The 21,816-nt window shown below is 68.8% G+C and carries 11 protein-coding genes and 1 pseudogene; 7 read left to right on the top strand and 5 right to left on the bottom strand.

Features of this window, described 5'->3' with window-relative positions:
- Positions 1-89 precede the first annotated feature (89 nt).
- Positions 90-5,726 carry a DNRLRE domain-containing protein gene (locus WMF14_RS03110; RefSeq protein ID WP_437798682.1) on the bottom strand — a complete coding sequence of 1,879 codons (5,637 nt, stop codon included), beginning with the start codon at positions 5,724-5,726 and terminating at the stop codon, positions 90-92.
- Between the two features lie 297 nt (positions 5,727-6,023).
- Between WMF14_RS03110 and WMF14_RS03105 the strand changes: the two genes are divergently transcribed.
- Positions 6,024-8,489 carry a membrane dipeptidase gene (locus WMF14_RS03105; protein ID WP_437798681.1) on the top strand — a complete coding sequence of 822 codons (2,466 nt, stop codon included), beginning with the start codon at positions 6,024-6,026 and terminating at the stop codon, positions 8,487-8,489.
- A 592-nt stretch (positions 8,490-9,081) separates the two neighbouring features.
- The gene (locus WMF14_RS03100; RefSeq protein WP_437798680.1) at positions 9,082-10,434 is read left to right on the top strand and encodes a glycosyltransferase; all 1,353 of its coding nucleotides are present in this window, start codon (positions 9,082-9,084) and stop codon (positions 10,432-10,434) included.
- Between the two features lie 102 nt (positions 10,435-10,536).
- On the opposite strand, the gene WMF14_RS03095 is transcribed toward WMF14_RS03100, so the two are convergent.
- The 3 genes from WMF14_RS03095 to WMF14_RS03085 are packed head-to-tail and all read right to left on the bottom strand — an operon-like array spanning position 10,537 to position 12,406.
- The gene (locus tag WMF14_RS03095; RefSeq protein WP_437798679.1) at positions 10,537-11,106 is read right to left on the bottom strand and encodes a manganese efflux pump MntP; all 570 of its coding nucleotides are present in this window, start codon (positions 11,104-11,106) and stop codon (positions 10,537-10,539) included.
- Complete coding sequence (gene dmeF / locus WMF14_RS03090) at positions 11,103-12,122, bottom strand: CDF family Co(II)/Ni(II) efflux transporter DmeF (protein WP_437798677.1); 1,020 nt, start codon at positions 12,120-12,122, stop codon at positions 11,103-11,105. Before dmeF ends, WMF14_RS03095 begins: the two co-directional genes overlap by 4 nt.
- An 11-nt stretch (positions 12,123-12,133) precedes the next feature.
- Positions 12,134-12,406 (bottom strand): metal/formaldehyde-sensitive transcriptional repressor, encoded by a 273-nt coding sequence (locus tag WMF14_RS03085; protein ID WP_437297622.1) that lies wholly within the window; start codon positions 12,404-12,406, stop codon positions 12,134-12,136.
- Positions 12,407-12,561: 155 nt separating this feature from the next.
- Between WMF14_RS03085 and WMF14_RS03080 the strand changes: the two genes are divergently transcribed.
- From WMF14_RS03080 to WMF14_RS03060, 5 genes are all read left to right on the top strand, one after another.
- Complete coding sequence (locus WMF14_RS03080; RefSeq protein WP_437798676.1) at positions 12,562-12,708, top strand: hypothetical protein; 147 nt, start codon at positions 12,562-12,564, stop codon at positions 12,706-12,708.
- 604 nt (positions 12,709-13,312) lie between these two features.
- Positions 13,313-13,846, top strand: a complete 534-nt coding sequence (locus tag WMF14_RS03075) for a hypothetical protein (RefSeq protein WP_437798674.1) — start codon at positions 13,313-13,315, stop codon at positions 13,844-13,846.
- 1,990 nt (positions 13,847-15,836) lie between these two features.
- Positions 15,837-17,018, top strand: coding sequence for a hypothetical protein (locus WMF14_RS03070; RefSeq protein ID WP_437798673.1), 1,182 nt, complete (start codon positions 15,837-15,839; stop codon positions 17,016-17,018).
- 115 nt (positions 17,019-17,133) lie between these two features.
- Positions 17,134-19,542: a DEAD/DEAH box helicase gene (locus WMF14_RS03065; protein WP_437798672.1), complete on the top strand. Its 2,409-nt coding sequence runs from the start codon at positions 17,134-17,136 to the stop codon at positions 19,540-19,542.
- Entirely contained in the window at positions 19,539-20,633 is a 1,095-nt protein-coding gene (locus WMF14_RS03060) for a hypothetical protein (protein ID WP_437798671.1), read from the top strand. The genes WMF14_RS03065 and WMF14_RS03060 overlap by 4 nt, the downstream gene beginning before the upstream one ends.
- Positions 20,634-20,834: 201 nt before the next feature.
- Here WMF14_RS03060 and WMF14_RS03055 read toward each other — a convergent pair.
- Positions 20,835-21,662: pseudogene (locus tag WMF14_RS03055) on the bottom strand (IS91 family transposase).
- Positions 21,663-21,816: the final 154 nt, after the last annotated feature.

Raw genomic sequence — 21,816 nt, 5'->3', positions numbered from 1 at the left:
TCTCCAATCCTTCTTGAGTGTCGATCAAAGCCAAAGATCGAGAGCGGGGCGCATCGTCGTGCCTGCGCCCCGCTCCATCGCGCCGGCGTTCAGGGCCTCCGGAACACCACCTCGAGCTTGGGGCGCCGCACGTCGACCGCGTAGTCGCTCGACGTGAACGAGACCTCCCGGTGCTTCACCACCTCGTCCTGGAGCCGCATCATGAAGCCGTGGTTGCTCGAGGGCGCGCTCAGCATGTCCCGCACGAGCTCCGTCACGTCCACGCCCGCGTAATCCTGACCGTCCGACGTGCTCCGCGGCAGGAGCACCTCGTGGAGCGACGTGGTCGTGGGCTGGTTGGCCCAGGTCACGGTGTTCTCCTGCCACGCCGAGGTGACGCGCTGGAGCAGGAAGGCGTTGGAGCCGCCGAGCGTCGCGTGCCCCGGGCCGAGGCCGTTCGAGGTACCCTGGCCGTAGAGGCGCGCAGCGGGATCGGCGTAGAGGCTGAGGCGCGCCCGCTCGATCGTGGAGCCCGCGGGGATGGGCGACAGATCGAAGCGGAGCAGGCCCCGGTTCGCGTATTTTGTGCCGCCAGAGGTCCACAGCCCCGCGGTCAGGTTCGGGGAATTCCCATTGTTGGTCCCGACACCCGAGCCCAGGTTGGTGATCGTCGCATCGACGCCGGCGCTGCCGGGCTGGAGCGTCAGCCGCTCCGGCTCGTTCTCGCAGTGGCCGCCGACGACGAACACGCCGCTCACCGCGTCGCACTGCGCCTCGTAGGTCGGCGTGTGACAGGCGCCGTCGGGCTCCGTACACGAGCCGATGGGCTCTGCCCCGCAGGCGTCGATCTGCGCGCAGGTGTAGCCGCTCAGGAAGTAGCCGCCGGCCTCACGGCAGCTCGCGCTGGAGCTGATGCCGCCCGTGCCGAGGTCGGTGCAGCCCTGGGACTGGCAGCACGCGCCCTTCGTCTCCAGGCGGCAGCTCGACGAGCAGCCGTCGCCGCTCTGCGCATTGCCGTCGTCGCATTGCTCGGACGCCTGCTGCACGCCGTCGCCGCAGCAGCGCTCGACGGTCACGCCCGCGTTCTTCACGACGGAGCACTGGATGATGTCCTCCTCGGGGCCCTGGCACGTCCCGCTCACGCAGGTCTGCCCCGGTCCCGTCGTGCAATCCGCGTCGTCGAGGCACGAGCAAGGCACGGTGTCCTCGGAGTGGTCGTCGAAGCAGGCCTCCACCTCGGCGAGCCACGCCTCGGCCAGGGCGCTGGGGTGCACCAGGTTGGACGCCTCGAGCCCGTTGCTCGTGTCGTACAGCAGCGCGGTCAGATCGAACGTGGGCGTCGGGGTGTTGACGACGGCGCCGCTGAAGGCGCCCACCCGCAGCTGGTTGGCGACGGCGGAGCCCTGCGCGTCGAGGCAGCCCCAGTGCTTGAGCAGGTTGATGTGCGCGTCCTGGCACGGGAAGCTGAGGTTGCCGCGCAAGCCGCTCACAAGTCCGACGTACGTGCAGGTGCCGGTCACGAACTTCTCGGCGAGCGCGTCCTTGTCCTGCAGCCACTCCATCATGGGCCGACCTTCGATGCAGAGGTTCTCCATCGTGGACACCTGCTCTCCCAGGTCGAAGCCGAAGTTGAGGACCTCCTGCACGCCGCCCGTGACGTCCTCCGTGGTGGGGGGCAGCGGGTCCTCCGCGTAGAGCGGCAGCTCGTCCTTGCACCACGCCAGGAAGTCGGCGGTCTCCGACGTGACGGTCGCGTAGCGCTTCACCTGTTCCGGCTGGTAGTTCGTCACCTGGCCGAGCGACGTGCTGTCCCACTGGTACGTCGCCTCGAGCCCGGGCTGGAACTTGGCCTTCTCGACAGAGCCGATATCCCAGGACCGGCGCCAGTCCCAGAGCGTGAACTTCTTCGGCTTCTTGAACAGCTTGACCTCGAGGCCGATGTGAATGCCCGCGTTGAGCGCGGCGATCAGCTCGATCTCGCTCATGCCGTAGGTGGCGATCGCGTGGGCGGGCGCCTCCTGGTTCTTGAGCCCCCAGATCACCTGCTCGGCGAACTGGGCGCCCCCCTGCGGCGCGCACGCTCCGTCAGGCGTGCAGACCTGACCGTAGCCGCAGACGGTGTCCGCGGTGGCAACGTCGTAGTTGCAGCGGCGGGCGCACGCGCCCTCGACGCACGTGCGGCCTGGCTCGCTCGCGCAGGTCGGGTTCGGGTCCGCGCTGCACAGGCAGTCGACGGGCGTTCCGCCGACGGTGCACAGCTTCTTCACCGCGTCGCACGTCTCGCCGCTCGCGCAGTCGGCGTTCGACGCGCAGCCGCACGCGGACTGGAAGCCCGAGTGGAGCGGGTGGCACCCGGGGCCCCTCCACTCGACGACATCGCTCTTTGTCTCGGTCACGCAGCGGTACGCGCCGAAGGTGCCAGGGCACTCGGCCTCCGTGGCGTCGTAGGTAACGGCTCCCGGGATCGTCGAGTCGCAGTTGCTCCCGATCTTGCGGACCGTCGACGGCAGCGTGTCGCTCACGTAGATGTCGCCGGAGGGCAGCACGGCGAGGCCGCCGGGCAGCTCGAGGACGGCCGTCGTGGCCAGGCCGTCTTGCCATACGGTGCCAGGCCCGCCGGCGACCGTGGCCGTGGCGCCGAGCGCCGGGTCGAAGCGCCGGATGCGACCGGGCCTGTTGCCCTCGCCGATGAACACGCTTCCAGAGCCGTCGATCGCGAGCGCCTGCGGGGAGCTGAGCCGAGCGGCCGTCCCGACGCCGTCCGCGGAGCCCGCGGTGCCGTTGCCTGCCACGGTGGTGACCATCGAGGTCGCGATCTCGAACCGGCGCAGCGAGTGATTGAACGCGTCGGCGATGTACAGGTTGCCGCGCCCGTCGGCGACGATGCCGGACGGCTCCGCGAACCGCGCGGTCGTCCCCACGCCGTCGGCGTTCCCGGACGCGGAGGCCAGGCCGGCGACCGCGATGTTCGCGCCCGTCGCGAGGTCGATCCAGACCAGCGTGCGGTCTCCGCTGTTCGTGACGTACAGGCTGCCTCCGACCACGGCCACGTCACGCGGCGTGCCGACAACGGTGCGGTCGGCGATCGTCGTGACCTGGCCGCTGCTCAGCGTGAGCTTGCGGATCGTGCGGCTGCCGCGATCGGCGATGTAAAGGGCGCCGTTGTGGAGCGTGATGCCCGAGATGGTGTTGAACCGCGCGGCGGTGCCCACGCCGTCGGTGGTGCCCGAGGTCGTCGACCCCGCGATCGTCGTCACCGCGCCGCTCGTCAGGTCGATGCGGCGCACGGCGGTCCGGTCCGCGACGTAGAGCATGCGCGTCGACGCGTCGTAGGCCAGGTCGCCGTTCTGGAGGAAGCGGGCCTGATCGTACGTGCCGTTCACGAGGCCGTGCGACCCCGCCAGGCCGAAGGGCGATGACGCCACGGGGAGGCAGCAGACGCCGTGCTTCTGGCAGCCCGAGATGTCGCGGAGATCGTCGCTGCGCACGTCGGTCGCGCAGGTGCCGTCGCTGTCGCACTCGTCACAGGTCTTGTTCGCGTTCCACTTGGCGGTGAAGCCTTGCTGGAAGGCGGTCTTGAGCAGCTTGGCCTTCTTCTCCTTCATGAAGGTGGAGAACAGCTCGTACGAGAGCTTGCCTGGATTGCACAGCTCCTCGGTGATCCCCGTCCAGTCGTCGATGCAGGCGCGGCCGCCGGTGATGAAGGTGAGGCAGCAGGAGTTGTTCGTGTCGAGCGGGGAGCAGCCGAGGTTCATCCCGGACTCCTCGACGAAGCGGTTCGAGCAGTACGTCTGATCTTTGTAGTTGAAGACGGGCTTGCACTCGAGCGACTCGTCAGGGTTGCTGTTCACGAGCGCCCGCTCGAGCGAGGTGTTGAGGTCGACCACGCCGCCGGAGCCGCTCGGCTTGAGATCCACGGAGAAGCCGATGCTCGCCTCCACGCCGACCTTCAGCCGCTTGCCGAGCGGCACGCCGAGGAAGAGCTTCGCGCCGATCTCCGGGCGCACCGAGACCTCCGTCCCCGCCTCGCCCGTCACGTCCGGCGCCTGGAACGGGTGCATGTTGCGATCGAAATCGACGTTCTCGATCTTGTGGTTCGTGTGCTTGTTGAGCGCCTCCTGCAGGCGCTTGCGCATGAAATAGGCCTCGTCGTACCACTTGACCCCGGCGCCGAGCTTGAAATACGGGATGAGGAACGCGCCGGGGACCGGGGGGAGCGGGATCTTCGTCAGCTCCTTCTCGATCGGCTTCATCTGCAGATCCAGGTTGAGCGCCGCGGCCATGACGGCGGCAGAGCGCCCTTCCCAGTCCTCGACCGGCTCCGCCGCGTCCCTGGGCCATGTGGCCGGGCTCGGAGCGCCGGCCGGCGTGTAGTCCGCCGTGTAAGAGAACGGCATGTAGGTCCCGATGAGGAACTCCTGCGGAGACACCCGGCCGTCGTGGTCGGTGTCGAGCGATTCGGTCTGATCCTCGTCCGCCAGGTAGAAGACCCCGTTCTTCTTGGCGGCGGAGAGGCTCAAGCCCCCGCCGCCCGAGTGGCCGAAGGCCGGGATGCCGAGGGGGGCTTCGCGGTTGAACCACTTGTAGCCGTCGAGCTGCATGTCGAACTCCATCCCCGGGAGGATGCTCAGCGTCTTGCCGAACGCCGTCACGGCGAAGCCGCCGGTGCGCATCTGGGCGCGCCGCTCCTCGCTCAGGTTATGCGACTCGTAGCGGCCGCCGATGCCCCACTTGCCGTCGCCGCTCTCGACCATCGTGGCGTACGCGCCGTGTCCCGCCCAGGGGATGCACATGTGCAGATCGGGCCGCTGCTCGGAGTAGCTGCCGAGGTGGTAGCCCTCGGTGTAGAGGTCGATATAACATTGGATCTTCGCGAGCAGCTCCGTGGCGTTCTCGAGCTCGCCGCCGACCTGCTCCAGGAAGTCGGCGAAGCGCCCGTCGGAGATCTCACCGGCGATCTTGTCGAGCCACTTGACGGTGGAGAAGGCCCATTTGAACTTGCCCGCTTCGGTCTGCTGGAAGTCGTTGGCGAGCCAGACGAGCACCCCGGTGCTGCAGGTGTTCGTCGGCGTCGTGACCGGATCGCAGAAGTCGGAGCACTCCTCGTAGGTCGTCTTGCTCTTCTGGATGACGTCCGTGCACCCGGCGACCACGCGCTGTGTGCAGACGCACTTGCCCTTGTCCGCGTCTGCGACGGTCTCCGTCTCGGCGGCGTTGATCGCCTCGGACGTCTTGTTGACGATCGACGAGAGGAGCTGCATCGACTGCAGGACGTGGAAGTTCGTCGTGATGTTCTGGAGATCCGCGCCCTTCGAGTTGGGGCTCTCCGGCATCTTGCCGAGCTGGTTCGGGTCGCACGCCTTGACCTTGAACTCGACGCCGGAGCCTCCGCCGGCCCCGCTCGCGCTGCTGGCGCTGCTGGCGCTGCTGGCGCTGCTGGCGCTGGCGCTGCTCGACGCGCTCCCCGCGCCCGAGCCGGTCTCGAACTCCTCGAAGACGGCTTTAGGCCGATCGGGCTGCTGGGACCACCTCGGCCAGCTCGGGGCGCCGCTCTGGCAGCCCACGTCGTCCGCGGAGCACAGCGCTTGCTGCACGCTTCCGATCGGCTCGCTCGGCTCGCTCGGCTCGTCGGCGCCGCCCGCGCAGGCCGATGTGACGACGCCCAAGCAGAGGAGGAGCGGGAGGCGCCCCGCGCGCCTGGGATCCGCGAGGGCATCTCGTGATTGGATGAGCTGACGTATCAGCATGGACCTAAGGACTGTCATTGAATCAACCCCGACGGCCTGGTCGGCCGAGATGAGCGGACGTGACGCGGTCGGCCGCCGTGCCCGCTCGCGGAGCGGCTCGCGGTCTCCCATCGTTGCGTGGATTAGCTGCCTCTGAGCCGGCGGCGAAGGCGACAAAGCGCGCCAGGCGCTGACAAAACCCGCCACGCGGCGCGCGGGCCGGTTCACCACTTGAAAACGCGGTGGGAACTACCCCAGCTAACCGGGCGCCCTCAGCGCACGGAACACCCACGACCGAACCCCCGGACCGCGACGCCCATGACCTGCCCCGACGATCGCCTGACACGTCCTCTATCGGCTCGACCCGGCCCGGCGCCCCGAGAGCGCCGCCGGCGCTGGCCGCGCCCCTTCGCGACCGCCGCAGTGGCCGCCCTCGCGCTCATGTCGTCCGCCTGCGACCCGGGAGCGCCCTCGCCTCCCGGCGGACAGGCCGCGACGGACGATCTCGCGCTCTCCGCCTCGCTCGGCCTCTCCGCCGGCGCGGAGGCGGCAGGCGACACCGCCGCGGCGCTCCCGGTGCCGGCCCCGGCGGCGCTCGGCGGAGCCCCGGTGAGCGGGTTCGCGGATCTGCACTTCCACATGATGTCGGAAGAGGCGTTCGGGGGTGGATGGCTCCACGGCAGGCACGACGGCGCCGGCGCCCTGGACGATTGCGACGGCGGCAGTCCAGGGAGCGATCACGGCCGCGTTCGACAGGATCTCAGCGCGCTCCTGGACCGGTGCCCTCAGTCGACGATGCTAGATTTCGCCAGCAGCGGCGCGCTGTCGGCGCTGCTCGGCCTGGGAGGCGGCGTCCTCGGCTCGGAGGTGATCGGCGAGACCGAGGGGACGAGCGGCGACACCGGGCTCCACCTCGGGCGAAAGCGCTACTCCGAGGGGTGGCCGCGCTGGGACACCATCGCTCACCAGCAGGGTCATGTGAGCTGGCTGCGCGCGGCCCACGATCGCGGGCTGAGCCTCATCGTCATGTCGGCGGTGAGCTACGACTGGCTCTGCTCGATCCTGCCGGAGCAGAACCGGCAGCGGGGGTGCGACGAGATGGTGGATGTCGATCTCCAGATCCAGATGACCCACGCGCTGGCCGCGCGAAACGCCGGCTGGATGGAGATCGCGCTCTCGCCTTCGCACGCCCGGCAGATCGTCGGCGCGGGCAAGCTGGCGGTGGTGCTGTCCATCGAGGCCAGCCACCTGTTCGGCCGAGACGTCGACGCGGCGAAGATGCGCGCGCAGCTCGCCAAGTACCACGCCCTGGGGGTCCGGACGCTCCAGCCGGTGCACCAGGTCGACAACGCCTTTGGCGGGGCGGCGCTGCACAACCCGATCTTCCAGCTCGCGCAGTACACAGAGAGCTGCTTCATCGACACCGACTGCGGCGCCACCCTCGCAGGGGTCACGCTGGGCATGGATGTCGACGCGAGCTGCCGCAACATGCGCGGGCTGACACCCCTCGGCGAGGCGCTCGTCGGCGAGATGATGGACCGGGGGATGCTGCTCGACGTCGCGCACCTCTCGGAGCGCGGCGTCGATCGGGTGTTCCAGCTGGCGCGGGCGCGCGACTATTATCCGATCTACATCTCCCACGGTCACTTCCGGGAGATCATGGCCCCGGCGGTGGCCGAAAAGGAGAAGTCCACGCCGGCGCGGGTGATCCGGATGCTCCGGCAGACGGGCGGCATCTTCGGCCTGCGCACCGCGCACGACGAGACCCGGCAGTACAGCCGCAGCTCGGTCGAGAACAGCTGCCAGGGCTCGTCCCGCTCCTTCGCGCAGGCCTACGAGTACGGGCGGCTCGGCCTGAAGGTCCCCATGGCCTTCGGAGCCGATCTCAACGGCTTCATCCAGCAGACCCGGCCGCGCTTCGGCGAGGACGGCGCCTGCTCGGCGGCGTTCCAGGCAGAGGCCGATTGCCAGGCCTGGGAGCAGCGCGCGCAGGGGCCCGGCCCCCTGGGAGCGGAGTTCGACGAGAAGGGCCTGGCCCACGAGGGGATGCTGCCCGACCTCCTGGCCGACCTGGATCGCCTGGGCGTGGACACGACCGGCCTGAGATCCTCGACGGAGTCCTTCCTCCGCATGTGGGAGCGCGCCCAGGGGCCGCGGGCCGGGATGGCCGATCCCGCCGCCGATCTCGACGAGACCGGCATCGCGCCCTTCGTGGCGGCAGAGGAGCGGGAGCTCGCCTATCCCACGAAGTGCGGTGCGGCCTACTGCCCTGGGTTTCAGGTGCTGGGCGGGCGATGCCGGTTCGATGACGAGTGCGCGAGCGGCCAGTGCACGGCCGTCGCCTGCAACGCGATCCCGGGGCGCTGCGTCTGCAACGACGACGCCGATTGCGGCAGCGGCCTCCGCTGCGCGCTCAAGACGCCTGGAGTCGGCGGCGACAACGCCTGCGAGCCGAAGAAGGCCGAGCATCAGCTGTGCACGCGCGACAGCGAGTGCGCCTCCGGCCGCTGCGGCGGGCTGATCGCGGGCGCGGGCTTCTGTTACACGCCCGGATCGAAGAGCATCGGCCAGGGCTGCCGTGTGAACGAGGAATGCCCCAGCAACCGCTGCGGCGATCTCACCCAGACGTGCCTCTGCCGCTCCGACGCGCACTGCGCGGCGAGCCAGTTCTGCGGGTGGGGTACCAACGAGGGCGAGTGCGTCGACAAGCGCGGCCGGGGGGCGGCGTGCACGAAGGACAACCAGTGCGCGTCCGGGAACTGCAGGTTCCTCTTCTGTCGCTGACGCGCCACGCGACACGCGAGACGTCGCCAAGCTCACTTGCCGGGAGGCAGGTCGATCGCCGGCGCCCGACTGACCGCGACGGGAGCGATGACGCGTGGACCTGCCCCTCCTCGACGAGCGCCCCCACACCTTCTTCAATGCCTCTCCGTCGCTGAGGCGCCGGTTCTGCGGGACAAAACCGTATGCGGCCGCGGGAGAACCCCGACGTTCGCGCCGGGGCTGGAAGTCGCGGACGGATCCCGTCCAGCCGGAGCGAGCGCATGGCGCGCGGCTCGGCCTGGACAGCAATCCTCGTGTACCACCGTCTTACCATTCACCACCGTTTTCTATTGCCACATTCCGGGTTCGGCCTATATTCCACGCCAATCAACTTTCCTACCATCCGCCGCGCATCGCCCTCGGCGTGCTGCAGCGCTTACGCTTCTCAAGCCCAGGACGCTCGTCCATCATCGCTTCGCTGCATTGGCCAGGGAGCGGAGCGCCGCTCCGCCGATCGGAGAGGCCGGATCACGCCTTGAGGAGCCAGGCAGCGAAGGCACGCTGGACGAGCAGCGCGCGTCGACACTGTTCCATTCGTTCGAGGGGGGGAGACATGGATGTTCGTGACATTTACGGCGCCGGAGGCCGCGACCTTGGCCGGGCGGGGCTTCCATGGAAGCTCGGGATCGCGCACGTTGTGAGCAGCTTGAAGGCCGGCGACGCCGAGCAGGTGGTCGTCGATCTGGCGGCGCTCCAGCGCGCTGCGGGCCATGACGTGACCGTGATCGCCATCGCCGACGATCCGGATGGCCCGCGGGCGGAGCAGCTGCGGCGGCGCGGCGTCGATGTGCAGCTCTTGCCGAAGCGCCGCGGCTTCGACGTGAGCATGACCGCCCGGCTCGTCGCGCTCTTCAGGGCGAGAGGTATCTCGCTCGTCCATGCGCACAACCAGCAGCCGCTCATCTATGCCGCGCCCGCAGGCTGGCTGCACCGCGTCCCGGTCGTCCACACGAAGCACGGCGTCTCGGACGACCTGCAAAGCCGGCGATGGCTGCGCAGCGCCGCCGCCGCGTTCGTCGACGCCCACGTCGCGGTCTCGCGGCCGACGGCCGAGATGCTGGTCGACAAGGGCCAGGTCAGCGCCGAGAAGCTGCACGTCGTCGCCAGCGGACTCGACCTGTCGCGGTTCGCGCCCGATCCGGTGGCCAGGGCCCGTGTCAGGGCCGAGCTCGGCATCTCGCAGCAAGCCTGGGTGCTCGGGAGCGTGGCGCGCCTCTCTGCCGTGAAGAACCACGCATTGCTCCTGCGCGCGGCGGCGCAGGCGCTGCCGGAGGACGGGCGGCTGCTCCTCGTCGGCGATGGTCCGGAGCGCGCGCGGCTCGTCGCGCTCGCGCGCGAGCTCGGCCTGTCCGACCGCGCGCTCTTCGTCGGCGGGCGGCACGGCGTGCCCCAGATCCTCGCCGCGCTCGACGCGTTCGCCCTCTGCTCCGTCGCCGAGGCCCTGCCGCTCGCCGTCCTCGAGGCGATGGCCGCCGGGCTCCCCGTCGTCGCGACCGCGGTGGGCGGCGTGCCCACGGCCCTCACCGACGGGTACACGGGCTTCCTCGTGCCTTCCGGGGACGCCGAGGCGCTCGCGGCCAGGCTGACGGAGCTCCGCGACGACCCCGCGCTCGCCGCGCGGATGGGGCGGTACGGCCGCAAGGTCACGCTCCAGCGTTACTCCGCTGCCCGCATGGTCGAGCGCTACATGGACCTCTACACGCTGCTGCTCGTACGGCAGCTGCACCGCGGCATGCCTGCCGTCCGGCCGAGCGACCTGCTCGCGTATACGCGGAGCTCATCGTTCTTGCAGCGCGCGCTCGGCGTGAGCGCGGCCGCCGAGGTCCCGGGCCCCGGCTGGGGCGCGCCGCGCAGCGACGCAGCGGCCAGCGCGCGGCGGCGCTCGCCGATCGCGCTGTCGATCTGAGCAGGCGCTCCGACGCAACGGATCCTGTTCCGCCGTCACGTACAGGAGAGCCAGCACACTCCGGGGACGCAAAGCCGGCGGGCGCGGTCTGCGGGGAGACGCCTACGACATCAGAAGGTGTTCAAGGAGAATCTTGAACCCGAGGCCGATGAGAACGACCCCACCAGCGATATCGAGACGCTTGCCGAGCATCGCCCCGAACCGCCGTCCCGCGAACAGCCCCGCTGCGCTGAGCAGCGCCGTGACGACGCCGATCGTCACGACGGAGATCGCGAACGGGGCGTTCAACATCGGCAGCGTGATGCCCACGGCGAGCGCGTCGATGCTCGTGGCGATCGCCAGCACGAACATCGAGCTCCACGCGAAGGGATCGACCGTGGTCTCGCCCTCGCCGCTGTCGTCGCCGCGGGCTTCCCAGAGCATCTTTCCGCCGAGGAACGCGAGCAGCACGAACGCGATCCAGTGGTCCCACGCTTGCACGCGCGGGCCGATCCGCGCTCCGAGCAGCCAGCCGATGACGGGCATCAGGGCCTGAGCGCCGCCGAAGAACCCGGCGACGAGCAGGACATGGCGCGCTCGAATCGCCGGGACAGACAGCCCTCGCGCCGCCGCGACAGCGGTCGCGTCCATCGCGAGCCCGAGCGCGAGGAGCAAGATCGCGCTGTAACTCACGAGCCCCTCCGCGCGTCGCCGACAGAGAGCGGGTGAACCTCGACAGTGACGTGCTGGAGGCTCGCGATCGGGACGAGCGCGTCACGGTAGGCGGAAGGCGCCAGGGGGCTCGGCACCGCGACCGAAACGATGCAGGCGCGCGCGCCGGGACCGATGTCCCACAGGTGGAGATCGACGACGCTCGCTCCAGCGAAGGTGGACTCGATTCGATCGCGGATGCGCCGAGCGAGGGACTCGGAAGGGACGACGTCGAGCAGCTGCCTGGCTGCCTGTCGGCAGAGTCCGTAGCTCCACTTCGCGACGACGAGCCCGCCGACGATGCCCATCCCGGCGTCGAGGAACGTCCAGCCAAAGTAGCGCCCACCGAGGAGGGCGAGGATCGCGAGCACGCTGGTCAGCGCGTCCGCGAGGACGTGGAAGTACGCCGCACGCAAGTTGTGGTCGTGCCCGTGGTGGTCGTGGCCATGGGCGTGCTCGTCGTCGTGATCGCCATCGCCGTGATCGTGGTGGCCGTGGTCGGGATGGTCGTCGTGCGCCTCGTGATGGTGCTCGTCAGCGTGGAGGAGCTTCACGCTGACGAGGTTGACCGCGAGACCGACGACGGCGACAGGAAGCGCCTCGGAGAAGGCGATCGACTCGGGATGGAGGAGACGGCGCAGCGACTCGACGACCATGAGGAGCGCGATGAGCGCAAGCACGACAGCGCTCGTGTACCCGGCGAGGGCGTGCACCTTGCCCGTCCCGAAGGAGAACACGCTCGACCCGGACTGCTTGCGCGCGAACCAGTACGCGACGGCCGCCATACCCAGCGCGCCCGCATGCGTGGCCATGTGCCAACCGTCGGCCGTGAGCGCGAGCGAGTTCGTCGCATGGCCGACAACGAGCTCCGCCAGCATCATGGCGAAGGTCAGCGCGACGACCCACCGGGTCTTGGTTTCGTGCGAAGCCGCGGTCGCGCCGTGGTCGTGGGCGTGTCGAAGCTGGGCGAGCATGTCGGATCCAGTGGAGTCGCTCATCGTTGCTTCCTTCACTTCACATAGGCGCGGACGATCTGAACCAGCTCCTCCGCGGCCTCCCGCTGAGGTGCCGTTGCGCGCTCCCCGTCGATGACGTGGGTGCGGATGTGCCCTTCGATGAGCTCGCCCACGAGGCCGTTCAGCGCTCCGCGCGCCGAGGTCACCGTCTGCAGGACCTCCGAGCAACCCGCTTCGCCCTCGAGGGCTCGCTCCACCGCCTCGAGCTGCCCGCGGATCCGCCGGACGCGGGCGATGAGCTTCTTCTTGTTCTCGACCGTGTGCACGCATATAGCATAGGGGGGTATACTATCCTGGTCAAGCGCCGCGCGCTGGCTCCGCTCGAAGCCCGGCGAGGGTCAGTGCAGGTCTGTCGCCCTCGCCGAGGTCGCTGAGGCCGAACTCCCAGAAGTTCGGCAGGGGGCTCGATCAGGTCCACGAAATGGGCGTGCGCCGGCTTGCGGTTCTCGACGATGGCCCGCAGCTGCAGGCGCTCACGGTCGGCAAGGATGCGCGCCACCTCGACGTTGACGGCGTAGCGGGCGAAGCGGCCGGACGGTCCGAGCACCCGGTCGGTGCCGAGCTCTGACTCGCCGAGCGTGAGCGCGCCCGCGCTTCAACGGCATGTTCGCTCGAGCGGCGCCTCTCGAAGCAAGGACTCGCGCATGGTCGTGACGAAACCGAAATGGCCGGCCTCACCATCGCGCATGCAGGTGCGCTCTCTGCCACGTCGCCAGCTCCCATTTCTTCCAAAATTGGAATTTTTACTCAGCCTATCAACCAGTATGACAGCAGGTAGGTCCAGTGGAACGTTTGGTAGATCCGACCGTGCGAAACCACGCAAGCGTCAATCTCCTCAATATAATTCTATCTATACGCAAATGAATCACGTGCGGAAACGCATGCTCCTCGCGCATGCGAAGGTGCACCGAGAGCTAGAATTGCCGTGATTCCATAGGCTTCTGCGCAGCGGCCTCATCAAATACATGCCGGACCCCGAACTGCGTAACGGCGTACGCTCCGTCCCCGTCCTGAACGGCTCACGACTCAGCAGCCACGTGCCATGTGATGCTTGCGAAATCTTTCCTATTTTTCTTGGAAAGCCAGTTTACATATGGAACAATCCACCACGCTCCTCGGATCACGCGCTATCCGGTGAGCCAAGATGATCGCAGAAGGGAGGGGATCTCTGCGTGATTCAGTCACTGCGGCTTATCTTCATTCTCTGTGCCTGTGAGCTCTTCGTCGTCGCGCCCAGGCCGGTACATGCGCGCGAGTTCAGCGCTGGTGTGAGCGTGGGCGGGATCCAGGTCGGAACCGAGTCCAGGCTCGCGTTGAGCCCGTTCGCCAAGGTGCTCTGGCGAAAGAGCAGCGAGTTCCGCCTCGAACTTCATAACATGTTCAGCATCGTCCCTGGCTCCCGCGTAGGCCTCTACGACCGAACGGCGGTCACGCTCGGGTACGACACGAAGACAGGCAGCGTCAGCCTCGGGCCATCTCTGTCGCTCTACTCGATGCCGGTGTGCGGTGCCGTGCTCTGTAACCGCGTGATGGGGCTCGCTCCAGGCGGGCGCGCACAGTCCGACTGGTACTTCGCTGGGCGCCTGGGGGCATCCACGAGCCTCAACGTGGACTGGGCTGGCGGGAGCAGCCGTGTTCTTCCTGGCAGCGTGGTCGTGATGGTAACTGCTGGGCCTATCTGGAGATTCGGGGGAGAACCGAGATGAACAAGCTGTTTGCTGTTCTATGTTTCGGTCTAGCGGGGTGCAACTTCGATGTCGGGGATTGCTACCTCCGAAGTGAGGGCGAGAGCGGCGCCGGCGGCGTCATCATCACCGCGACAGGGGTCGGCGGCTACGGATTCGGCTCGACAGGGTCGGGAGGCTTCGGGCCTGTGCCGCCGCTGGAGCCGCAGGACATGGATCCGCCTTCTCCTCCCGTCTGTAACATCGCGAGCCAGACGCCATGCGAGGAGAAATGCGAGGCGGACTCCGAGTCTGACAATATTCAGTGTGGAAAGATCGAGGATGAAGCGCAGCGGACAGCGTGTCGGGATAGCGCATACGCTAGATACAAGGGCTGTCGAGAGGGCTGCGAGCGGACAAGCAATAAAAGCTGCGATGAGAAGTATCAGGATTGCATGGACCGCGCTCCGTGGCGGTCTTGTGCAAGTCCAAATTCTGGAGACCCAGGCGAGACGAAGTGTCGAACCTGCTATAGACGATGCGAGTCCGGGGATCCACCGTCGCCTAGCTGCAAAAAGTGTCTATTCTGAGATTTCAATGACTATCCACTTTACTACAAATGAGGACATTCGGAAAGCGATCCGGCGCGGGCTTCGCCTTCCTGTGCGTTTCGTGCGCGATAATGTGCTGGAGGGGCCGTGTGCGTCCGATCCCGAAGACCATTGTGAGCGGCGGTGCGATTATTGGAAACTTCGGGGGCGGGAAAGGACACGATTTCGTTCGTCGTTTGATGATCTTATCGGCGCAGTGAAGTCGCGTCAGCGAATCGTCGTGTGGACGTCCGGGTTGTGGAGGGATAGGCTGATGCTGTGGGCGCTCTGCGCGTGGAGGCTCCGCCATCGGCCCGAGCACCCGGATCTCGACATCGTCGTCCTGGGAGATGCGCCGGAGGACGGGTTTAGCCGTGGATTCGTCCACGTGAAGCCGGCTGACGCTCGCCGCGGTCTGGACGACGCGCACGCTCTATCTCGGACGCGCGTCCAGCACATGGCGCGCTCCTGGCGAAAGCTATCCGGTCGGTCTCCGGTGCTGGCCACCGAGGGTGGGCGCGCAGATCGAGTGCGGAAGGATCTTGTAGAGCTGGGCACCCACCAAGCTGCATTCTTTCCTCGGGTGGACGGTCGCGCGCTCACCCTGTCTTGGGTTGACGAGCTCTTGTTCGCGTGTCTCGATAAAGACTGGTTGACGCCAGCGGACGTATTTATGCACCGTTCGTCGGCTGGCGAAGAGCTGCGTAATGGTTGGGGGGTGCGCATCGGCGATTGCTTTCTCGCCATGCGGCTGCGCCAGTGGGCCGAGCACCGTGGGCCTGAGGCCGCGATGGAGAGTGTGCCCTATAGGACGGACAGACCACCTATGCTAGAGGCTCGCTATAGGTTGACGGCCGTCGGCGAGGAAATGAAGCGACGCGGTCTCGCCGAAATCACCCAAGGGCCACCGCTGCCGATGTGGGGCGTCACGGCGTACGACCCAGGGGCTCCTTGGGTCGTGGTGGATGACCGCGGAGGTCAAACGCGCCTCCAGCGGATCGGAGAGCGCGCCCCACAGGACGCGGGATGACCATCGAGACGCACCGCGCCCATCACGCCCGCTCCGGCAGACAGAGCACAGCGTCCTTCTTCCTTCCAGGCGCTGCTCGCCAACGAGCTCGCCGGCGTTCGACGCTCAGCTCCCTCGCACATTGACGACGACGCAGCGACGCCAGCCTGTGTTGAACCTCTTCGCGGCGAAGATGCAGGTGGTGCCTTCGGCCGAAGCCAGGCCCGTGGACCCATGATTCTGCCGAGCGCATCGCACACATCACCACACTTCACCAGCATCCACACGCAGCAACGCCGCACGCTTTCGTCCATTTCAACCAAGCGTCCGGGCGCGCGCGAGCGGAAGATGGACGCTTCGAGCAGCGAGCGCCGCTCGAAGCACCACGGTGAACATCGTGGTGTTCACCCCGTTCCCATGGAGGGAAGCGCCTATGCTTGGATGGTTGGGATTTCTCGCGGGCAGCGCCTTCGGCGCGTACGACATCGCCTCGGTCGAGGTCACGCGACCGCATCCATCGCTCGAGAGGGTGGTCTACGAAGTGGAGGCCGGGGACAGCCCCCTCGATCGATTCTCGATCATCCACGTGAGCAAGCGCGGGGCCGGCCGCGGCTGCAGCGAGCCCGTGATCCTCTTGAGCCCCTTCTCGCTTCCGGGCGATTTCTACGAGATCAGCGAGACCGGGAGGTACGCGAAATCCGCGGCCGGCGAGCTCGCCATGGCCGGCCACGACGTCTGGCTCGTCGACCAGCGGAGGACCGAGCTCCCGCCGGGCGCGTGCGAGTCCGGCGCCGCGGATTGCAGCGTGATGGCCGACTGGAGCTTCGACACGCTCTCGAGCGACGCGCTCTTCGCGCTCTCCCTCGTGCGCTCGCAGCATCCCGGCGCGCGGCCCGTCATCGGAGGATTCTCCGCGGGCGCCAACACGGCCATGGCCACCGTCAATCGCGCCCCCGGCGCCTTCTCGGGCGTGTTTCTCTACGAGGGCACCTTCTACACCGAGGATCCGGCGATCGCCGCGCACAACGACGCGATCTGCAGCAACCTCGAGGGGGCGCTCGCCTCGGGCTCGACCTACGATCCTAGCCTCGCCGTCCTCGGGCTCGCGTTGCGCGGCGCCGCCGCCGATCCCCAGGGCGAGTTCCCCCTGCCCATCTTCCCGCCAGGCACGACCAACCAGCTCGCCATGCTGCTCGTCTTCGGCGCCCCGCCCCCTCCGGGCGCGCTCGCCCCGACGCCCTCGTTCGTGCGCACCGTCGCCGATTTCGAGACCCAGAGCCTCGTCCATAGCGACCAGTCCCGGCTCGAGCTCGTGGGCCCTCTCTTCGACAATTATGGCTCCCTCGCCGCCATCCGCGATCTCGCGTGCGGGCTCTCGGGGCGCGACGCGAGCCATTATTCGAACCTCTCCGCCTTCCGCGGCGATGTGCTCATCTACGTCGAGGGCACCGGCTTCGGCCCCGCCATGTTCGACAGCGCCGGCCTCTTCGATCGTGCCGCGTCCGTCACCATCGATCACAACCCCGAGCTCGGCGAAGCGGACGTGTACTTCAACGTCCACTGGAAACACGCCTTCCTCGACCCCTTCACGCGCTGGCTTCGCCAGAAGATCTAGGACGCATTCCCATCAGGGGCGTCGGATTTCCAAAAATAATCGTCAAATTTTCCGCCGATCTCGCGCACATGGCACCTCGACATCCCGGAGCTGGAGGGATACACGCGGCCGAGTCATGCAGGTCTCGACGACGCCCATCACGTCGATCTCCGCAAGCGACGTGAACTGGCTGCTCGCCACGGAAGCGGCCAGTCGGCTGCTCTCCGGCGCTGATCTCTTCACCTTGGCGTTCGCGCTCTCGGGCCGGTCGCACCAGGAGCCGCTGACGCTCGACGAGGCGCATGACCTTCTCCTCGCGCACGGCCTTCCACAGGCGCTCGCGGGCAGCGCGCTCATCGAGCGGATGCGCGAATCGACGAGCGCGGATCCAGCGTTCCTTGTCTACAACGCGAGCACGTTCTGCATCGACCGCAACGTCGGTGTCCCGCGCCGGCTGGGACAGCTCGTCTTTCGTCACGACGTCCAGCGGCTCCTCGTGGCCCATCGTGCGGATCAGCCGCCGCCGGAGCGCCCTGTCACCCGCGCTCATGCCCGCTCACCCGCGCGGGCTCGGCGGACCGACGCGCCCGCCGCGCCGCCACGAAATCCCCCAACCACCCCGACCCTGGAGCGCCCGGCGCGCGCCCGCGCCGCCGGCGCGCGCGCCACGTCCATCGCCTCCCGGCCGCCCGCTGCCTCCCGGCCGCCCGCTGCCTCCCGGCCGCCCGCCGTCTCCCGGTCGCCCGCTGCCTCCGGCGTGGTGGAGCCGGCGCCCCCGCCCGAGCCGGCTCCTCTGCCGTCCCCGCCGCCCAGAAAACCGGCGCCGCTCCTGATGTCCGGCCTCGACCGATCCGAGCTGCTCCAGCGGCTCGCGGGCCCGCCGTCCTCGCTCGCAGCGGTGAGCCACGCGCTGCGCGCCCACCTGCTCGCCTCGGCCGAGCAGTTCGAGGAGCTGCTCGCGCTCGCCGCGCTCACCGGCGTCGAGCCGCACCGCTACCAGATCGAGACCGCGCGCCGCGTCCTCCGCGTGTTCCGCGGGCGCGCGCTGCTCGCCGACGAGGTCGGGCTCGGCAAGACGGTCGAGGCGCTGACGATCCTGCGCGAGTACCAGCTCCGCGGGATGGTCCGGCGGGCGCTCGTCCTCGTCCCCCCTGCGCTCGTCGGCCAGTGGACGGGCGAGCTCGCGGAGAAGGCCGGGATCGCCGCGCGCACGACCGACGACGCCGCGCGCACCGCGGATCCCGAGGCCTTCTGGCGCGATGAGGGCGTGGTCGTCGCGTCGCTCGCCCTCGCGAGGAGCGCGAAGCACGCGCCGCTCGTCCAGGCCGCCTCGTGGGACCTCGTGATCGTCGACGAGGCCCATCACGTCAAGAACCGCACGACCGCGGGGTTCAAGCTGGTCGACGGCCTGCACAGCCGGTTCCTCCTGATGCTCACGGCGACGCCGATCGAGACCGATCTCGAGGAGCTCTACAACCTCGTGACGCTGCTCAAGCCCGGGCAGTTCGCGACCCCGGCCGCCTTCCGCGCGCAGTTCGTCGACCCGAAGGACCCGCTGTCTCCGAAGAACCGAGAGCGGCTGCGCGCCCTGCTCGCCGAGGTGATGGTGCGCAACACCCGCGCCGACAGCGGCCTCGCGCTGCCACCCCGTTACGTGAGCACGGCGATGGTCGAGCCGCTCCCGGAGGAGCGCGAGCTCTACGACCGCGTCCTCTCCCTCGTGCGCGCGCACGGGGCCGACACCGGCTCCCGGATGCTGGCCTCGACGCTCCTGCTCGGCGCCGGCTCGAGCCCCGCCGCGGTGCGCGGGAGCCTGGAGCGCATGAGCGCGGGCGAGCGGCGCGTCCCCGCGCTGCGCGCCGCGCTCGCCGCCCTCGCGGAGCTCGCGGCCTCGGTCCACGCGTCCCGGAAGGGCCTTGCGCTCGTCGATCTCGCGCGCGCTCACGGCGAGCAGATCCTCGTCTTCACCCGGTTTCGCGACTCTCTCTCGTACATCGAGGCCGCGCTCCGCGGTGCAGGCATCGAGCCCGCGGCGTTCCATGGCGGCCTCTCCGCCGCGGACAAGCGCGCGGCGCTCTCGGCGTTCCGCGACGGCCGCGCGCGCGTGCTCGTCTCCACCGACGCCGGCGGCGAGGGGCACAACCTCCATCACTGCCATGTCCTCGTGAACTTCGATCTCCCCTACAACCCCATGCTCATCGAGCAGCGGATCGGGCGATTGCACCGGATGGGCCAGCGAGAGGAGGTGCGCGTCTACAACCTCTGCGCGCGCGGCACCGCCGAGGAGCGTGTCCTCGATCTGCTCGACCGCCGCCTGCACCTGTTCGAGCTGGTCGTGGGCGAGATGGATATGGTCCTTGGCAACATGGCGGACGAGCGCGATCTGGAGGAGCGGATCGTCTCCCTCTACGCGACGTCGCGCTCGGAGGAGGAGATCGCGAGCGGCTTCGACGCCATCGCCGAGGAGCTCGCCGCGGCGCGCGGGCGTTACGAGCAGGTGAAGCGCCTCGACGCCAAGCTCTTTGGAAAGGACTACGAGGCGTGACCGCGGCGCTGGGGATGCTCTCGCCCATGGAGGGCGCGCTGCCCTCTCCGCTCGATTTCGTTGTCGAGGCGCTCGCGGAGACCGGAGCGCTCGCCGAGCGGGAGGACGCGCGGGCGGTGGCGCTCCTGCCGCCGCAGCTCGCGGCCGAGCTCGAGATCCCGGAGGAGTGCGCCCTCGCGCTCTACCCCGAGCGGGACGGGGACGTCGCGTGCGGCCTTGGCTCCACGCTGCTCGAGCGGTTGATCGCGAGGGCGCGCGGGCGGCCGGTGTCCACCTCGGTGCGGCTCGCCGTGGATCCGCCGCGGCCTGCCCATGCCAGGGCCGCCGCGGACCGCTTCGTGCTGCGCAACGGGCTCTGTGAGCCCGGGCAGGTCTCCACGGGCACGGCGGTCTACGTCGCTGCCAGCGTCGCTTATGGCGTCGAGGCCGACGACCGGCGCGAGGGGCTCGTGCGGGTCGTGCTGAACGCGCATGACGGCGGCGAGCCGGACGCTGCGGTGGGCGCGCACCTGGATCTCGCCTGGCCGAGCGCTCTCGTGCTGCCGAGCGCCGTTTCCCTCTCACCGGACGATCGCACGGCGGACTGGATCGCGCTCCGCGCCGAGCGGGCGATGCGGGCGGCGGTGCAACCGCTGCTTGGCGAGGTCGAGCGCAGGCACGCGCGGGATCACGATCGTATCGTGTCGTATTTCGCGGACCTGATCGCCGAGGCGCGGGCGCCGCGGCGGCGCGCGGATCCGAAGGCGATCGAGGCCAAGGTCGCGCACCTCGTCGCCGAGCGGAACGCGAAGCTCGAGGCCTTGCCCGCGCGGTTCGCGGCGAAGGTGACGTGCTCGGTCGCCGCGCTGGTGAGCGCCGAGGTGCCGGCGGCGCTCGTGAACATGCGTCTCCGGCGGCGCAAGGAGTCGCGGGACATCGTCTTGCGGCTCCCGGCGGGCGCTTCGAGCCTGGACAGGCTCACGTGCGAGGCGTGCGGCGCGGCGACGGCGCGGCCGGCGGCGTGCGACGATCGGATGCACCTGCTCTGCGAGGCGTGCGCGCCGAACGCGCAGGGCCGCATCGCGTGCCCGGCGTGCGCGAAGCGGCGCTGAGGGCCTATGCGGCCGCCATGCCCCGAACCGCCGCACGATTGCCTCAAACCGCTCCACGGTTGCCTCGAACCGCTTCACCGCTGCCGAATAGGCGTTTGCGGAACTGCGCCTGAGCAGCAGCGACGGTGAGGTCCCGGCGCAGTCTCGCAAACGTCGGGTTGGACCAAGCCGGCTCGCGGCCGGGCGGGGCGGTCGCGAGGGCTATGGAGATCTTGCCGGAGAAGGCAGCAGAGGGTGGGCTCGGCGGAGCTCGCACGCGTGGTGCATCCCGCCGCCACGACGTTGGGCGCAGACGTGCCGAGACAGAGCGCGGCGCCGACGGAGGCCCAGCAGCACGCACACCGCCGACGTGTGGAGTGTGGTGGTGGCGTGACACGCAGCCATCAAGCCGAAGTGTCGGATCTTCACGAAGCGATGAGGCAGCGCGTGCAGCAGGAAGCGACGCAGAAATTCCTCTGCGGAGAGCGTCACGGTCTTGTCTCCTCGGGTCCGGAAGCACACGCCGCGCTCATCCATCCACTGCAGCCGATGATTGGACAGCTCGACACGGTGGGTATAGCGACCGAGGTAGGCAAAGACCTGCTCGGGCCCAGCGAAGGGCGGCTTGGCTTAAACCACCCAGGGCTTGCGATAGAGCGCGTCGAGCAGCGCAGCGAAGGCAGCGGGGTTGGCCAGCGCGGCGGCCCCGCCGGTCAGGTCGAGCTCTCCTTGGTCATAGGCCTGCCGAAGCGCGGCGAGCAACCTGCCGCGGAAGAGCTTGCCGAGAACCTGCACAGGGAAGAGGTAGCCGCGCCGCCCCTCGATCCAGCGCGAGCCGTCGAGCGAGAGCCCGCCGCCGATGACGATGCAGTGCAGGTGCGGACCTCGCGCACCAGGCGATTGTCGGCGTCGCCTGGGACGTGCAACGAGCGAAGCTCCTCCGACGTGGCCGGTTGCGCGGCCACGGTCGGCGGGTGCGGAAACCAGCAGGGTGGACGCTGCGGACGTAACGTTCCTCTGATGCCTTCTTCCATGACACGCATCGACCATACCGGCACCCGGGCGCATCGAGGCATGGCGTAATATTGCAGGATCGCAACCCACGCGACATCGAACGAACTCATTGAAATTCAATAAATTTTGGAGGGCGCTCCGGAATGACGCTATCGCGCCATGACGGTCAGAATTGTGCTGAAAACCATAG

The organism is Sorangium sp. So ce693 (genome assembly GCF_051521375.1).
Taxonomy (GTDB): Bacteria; Myxococcota_A; Polyangia; order Polyangiales; family Polyangiaceae; genus Sorangium; species Sorangium atrum.
The sequence above is the reverse complement of the archived record's forward strand: the minus strand, read 5'-3'. Positions and strand labels throughout refer to the sequence as shown.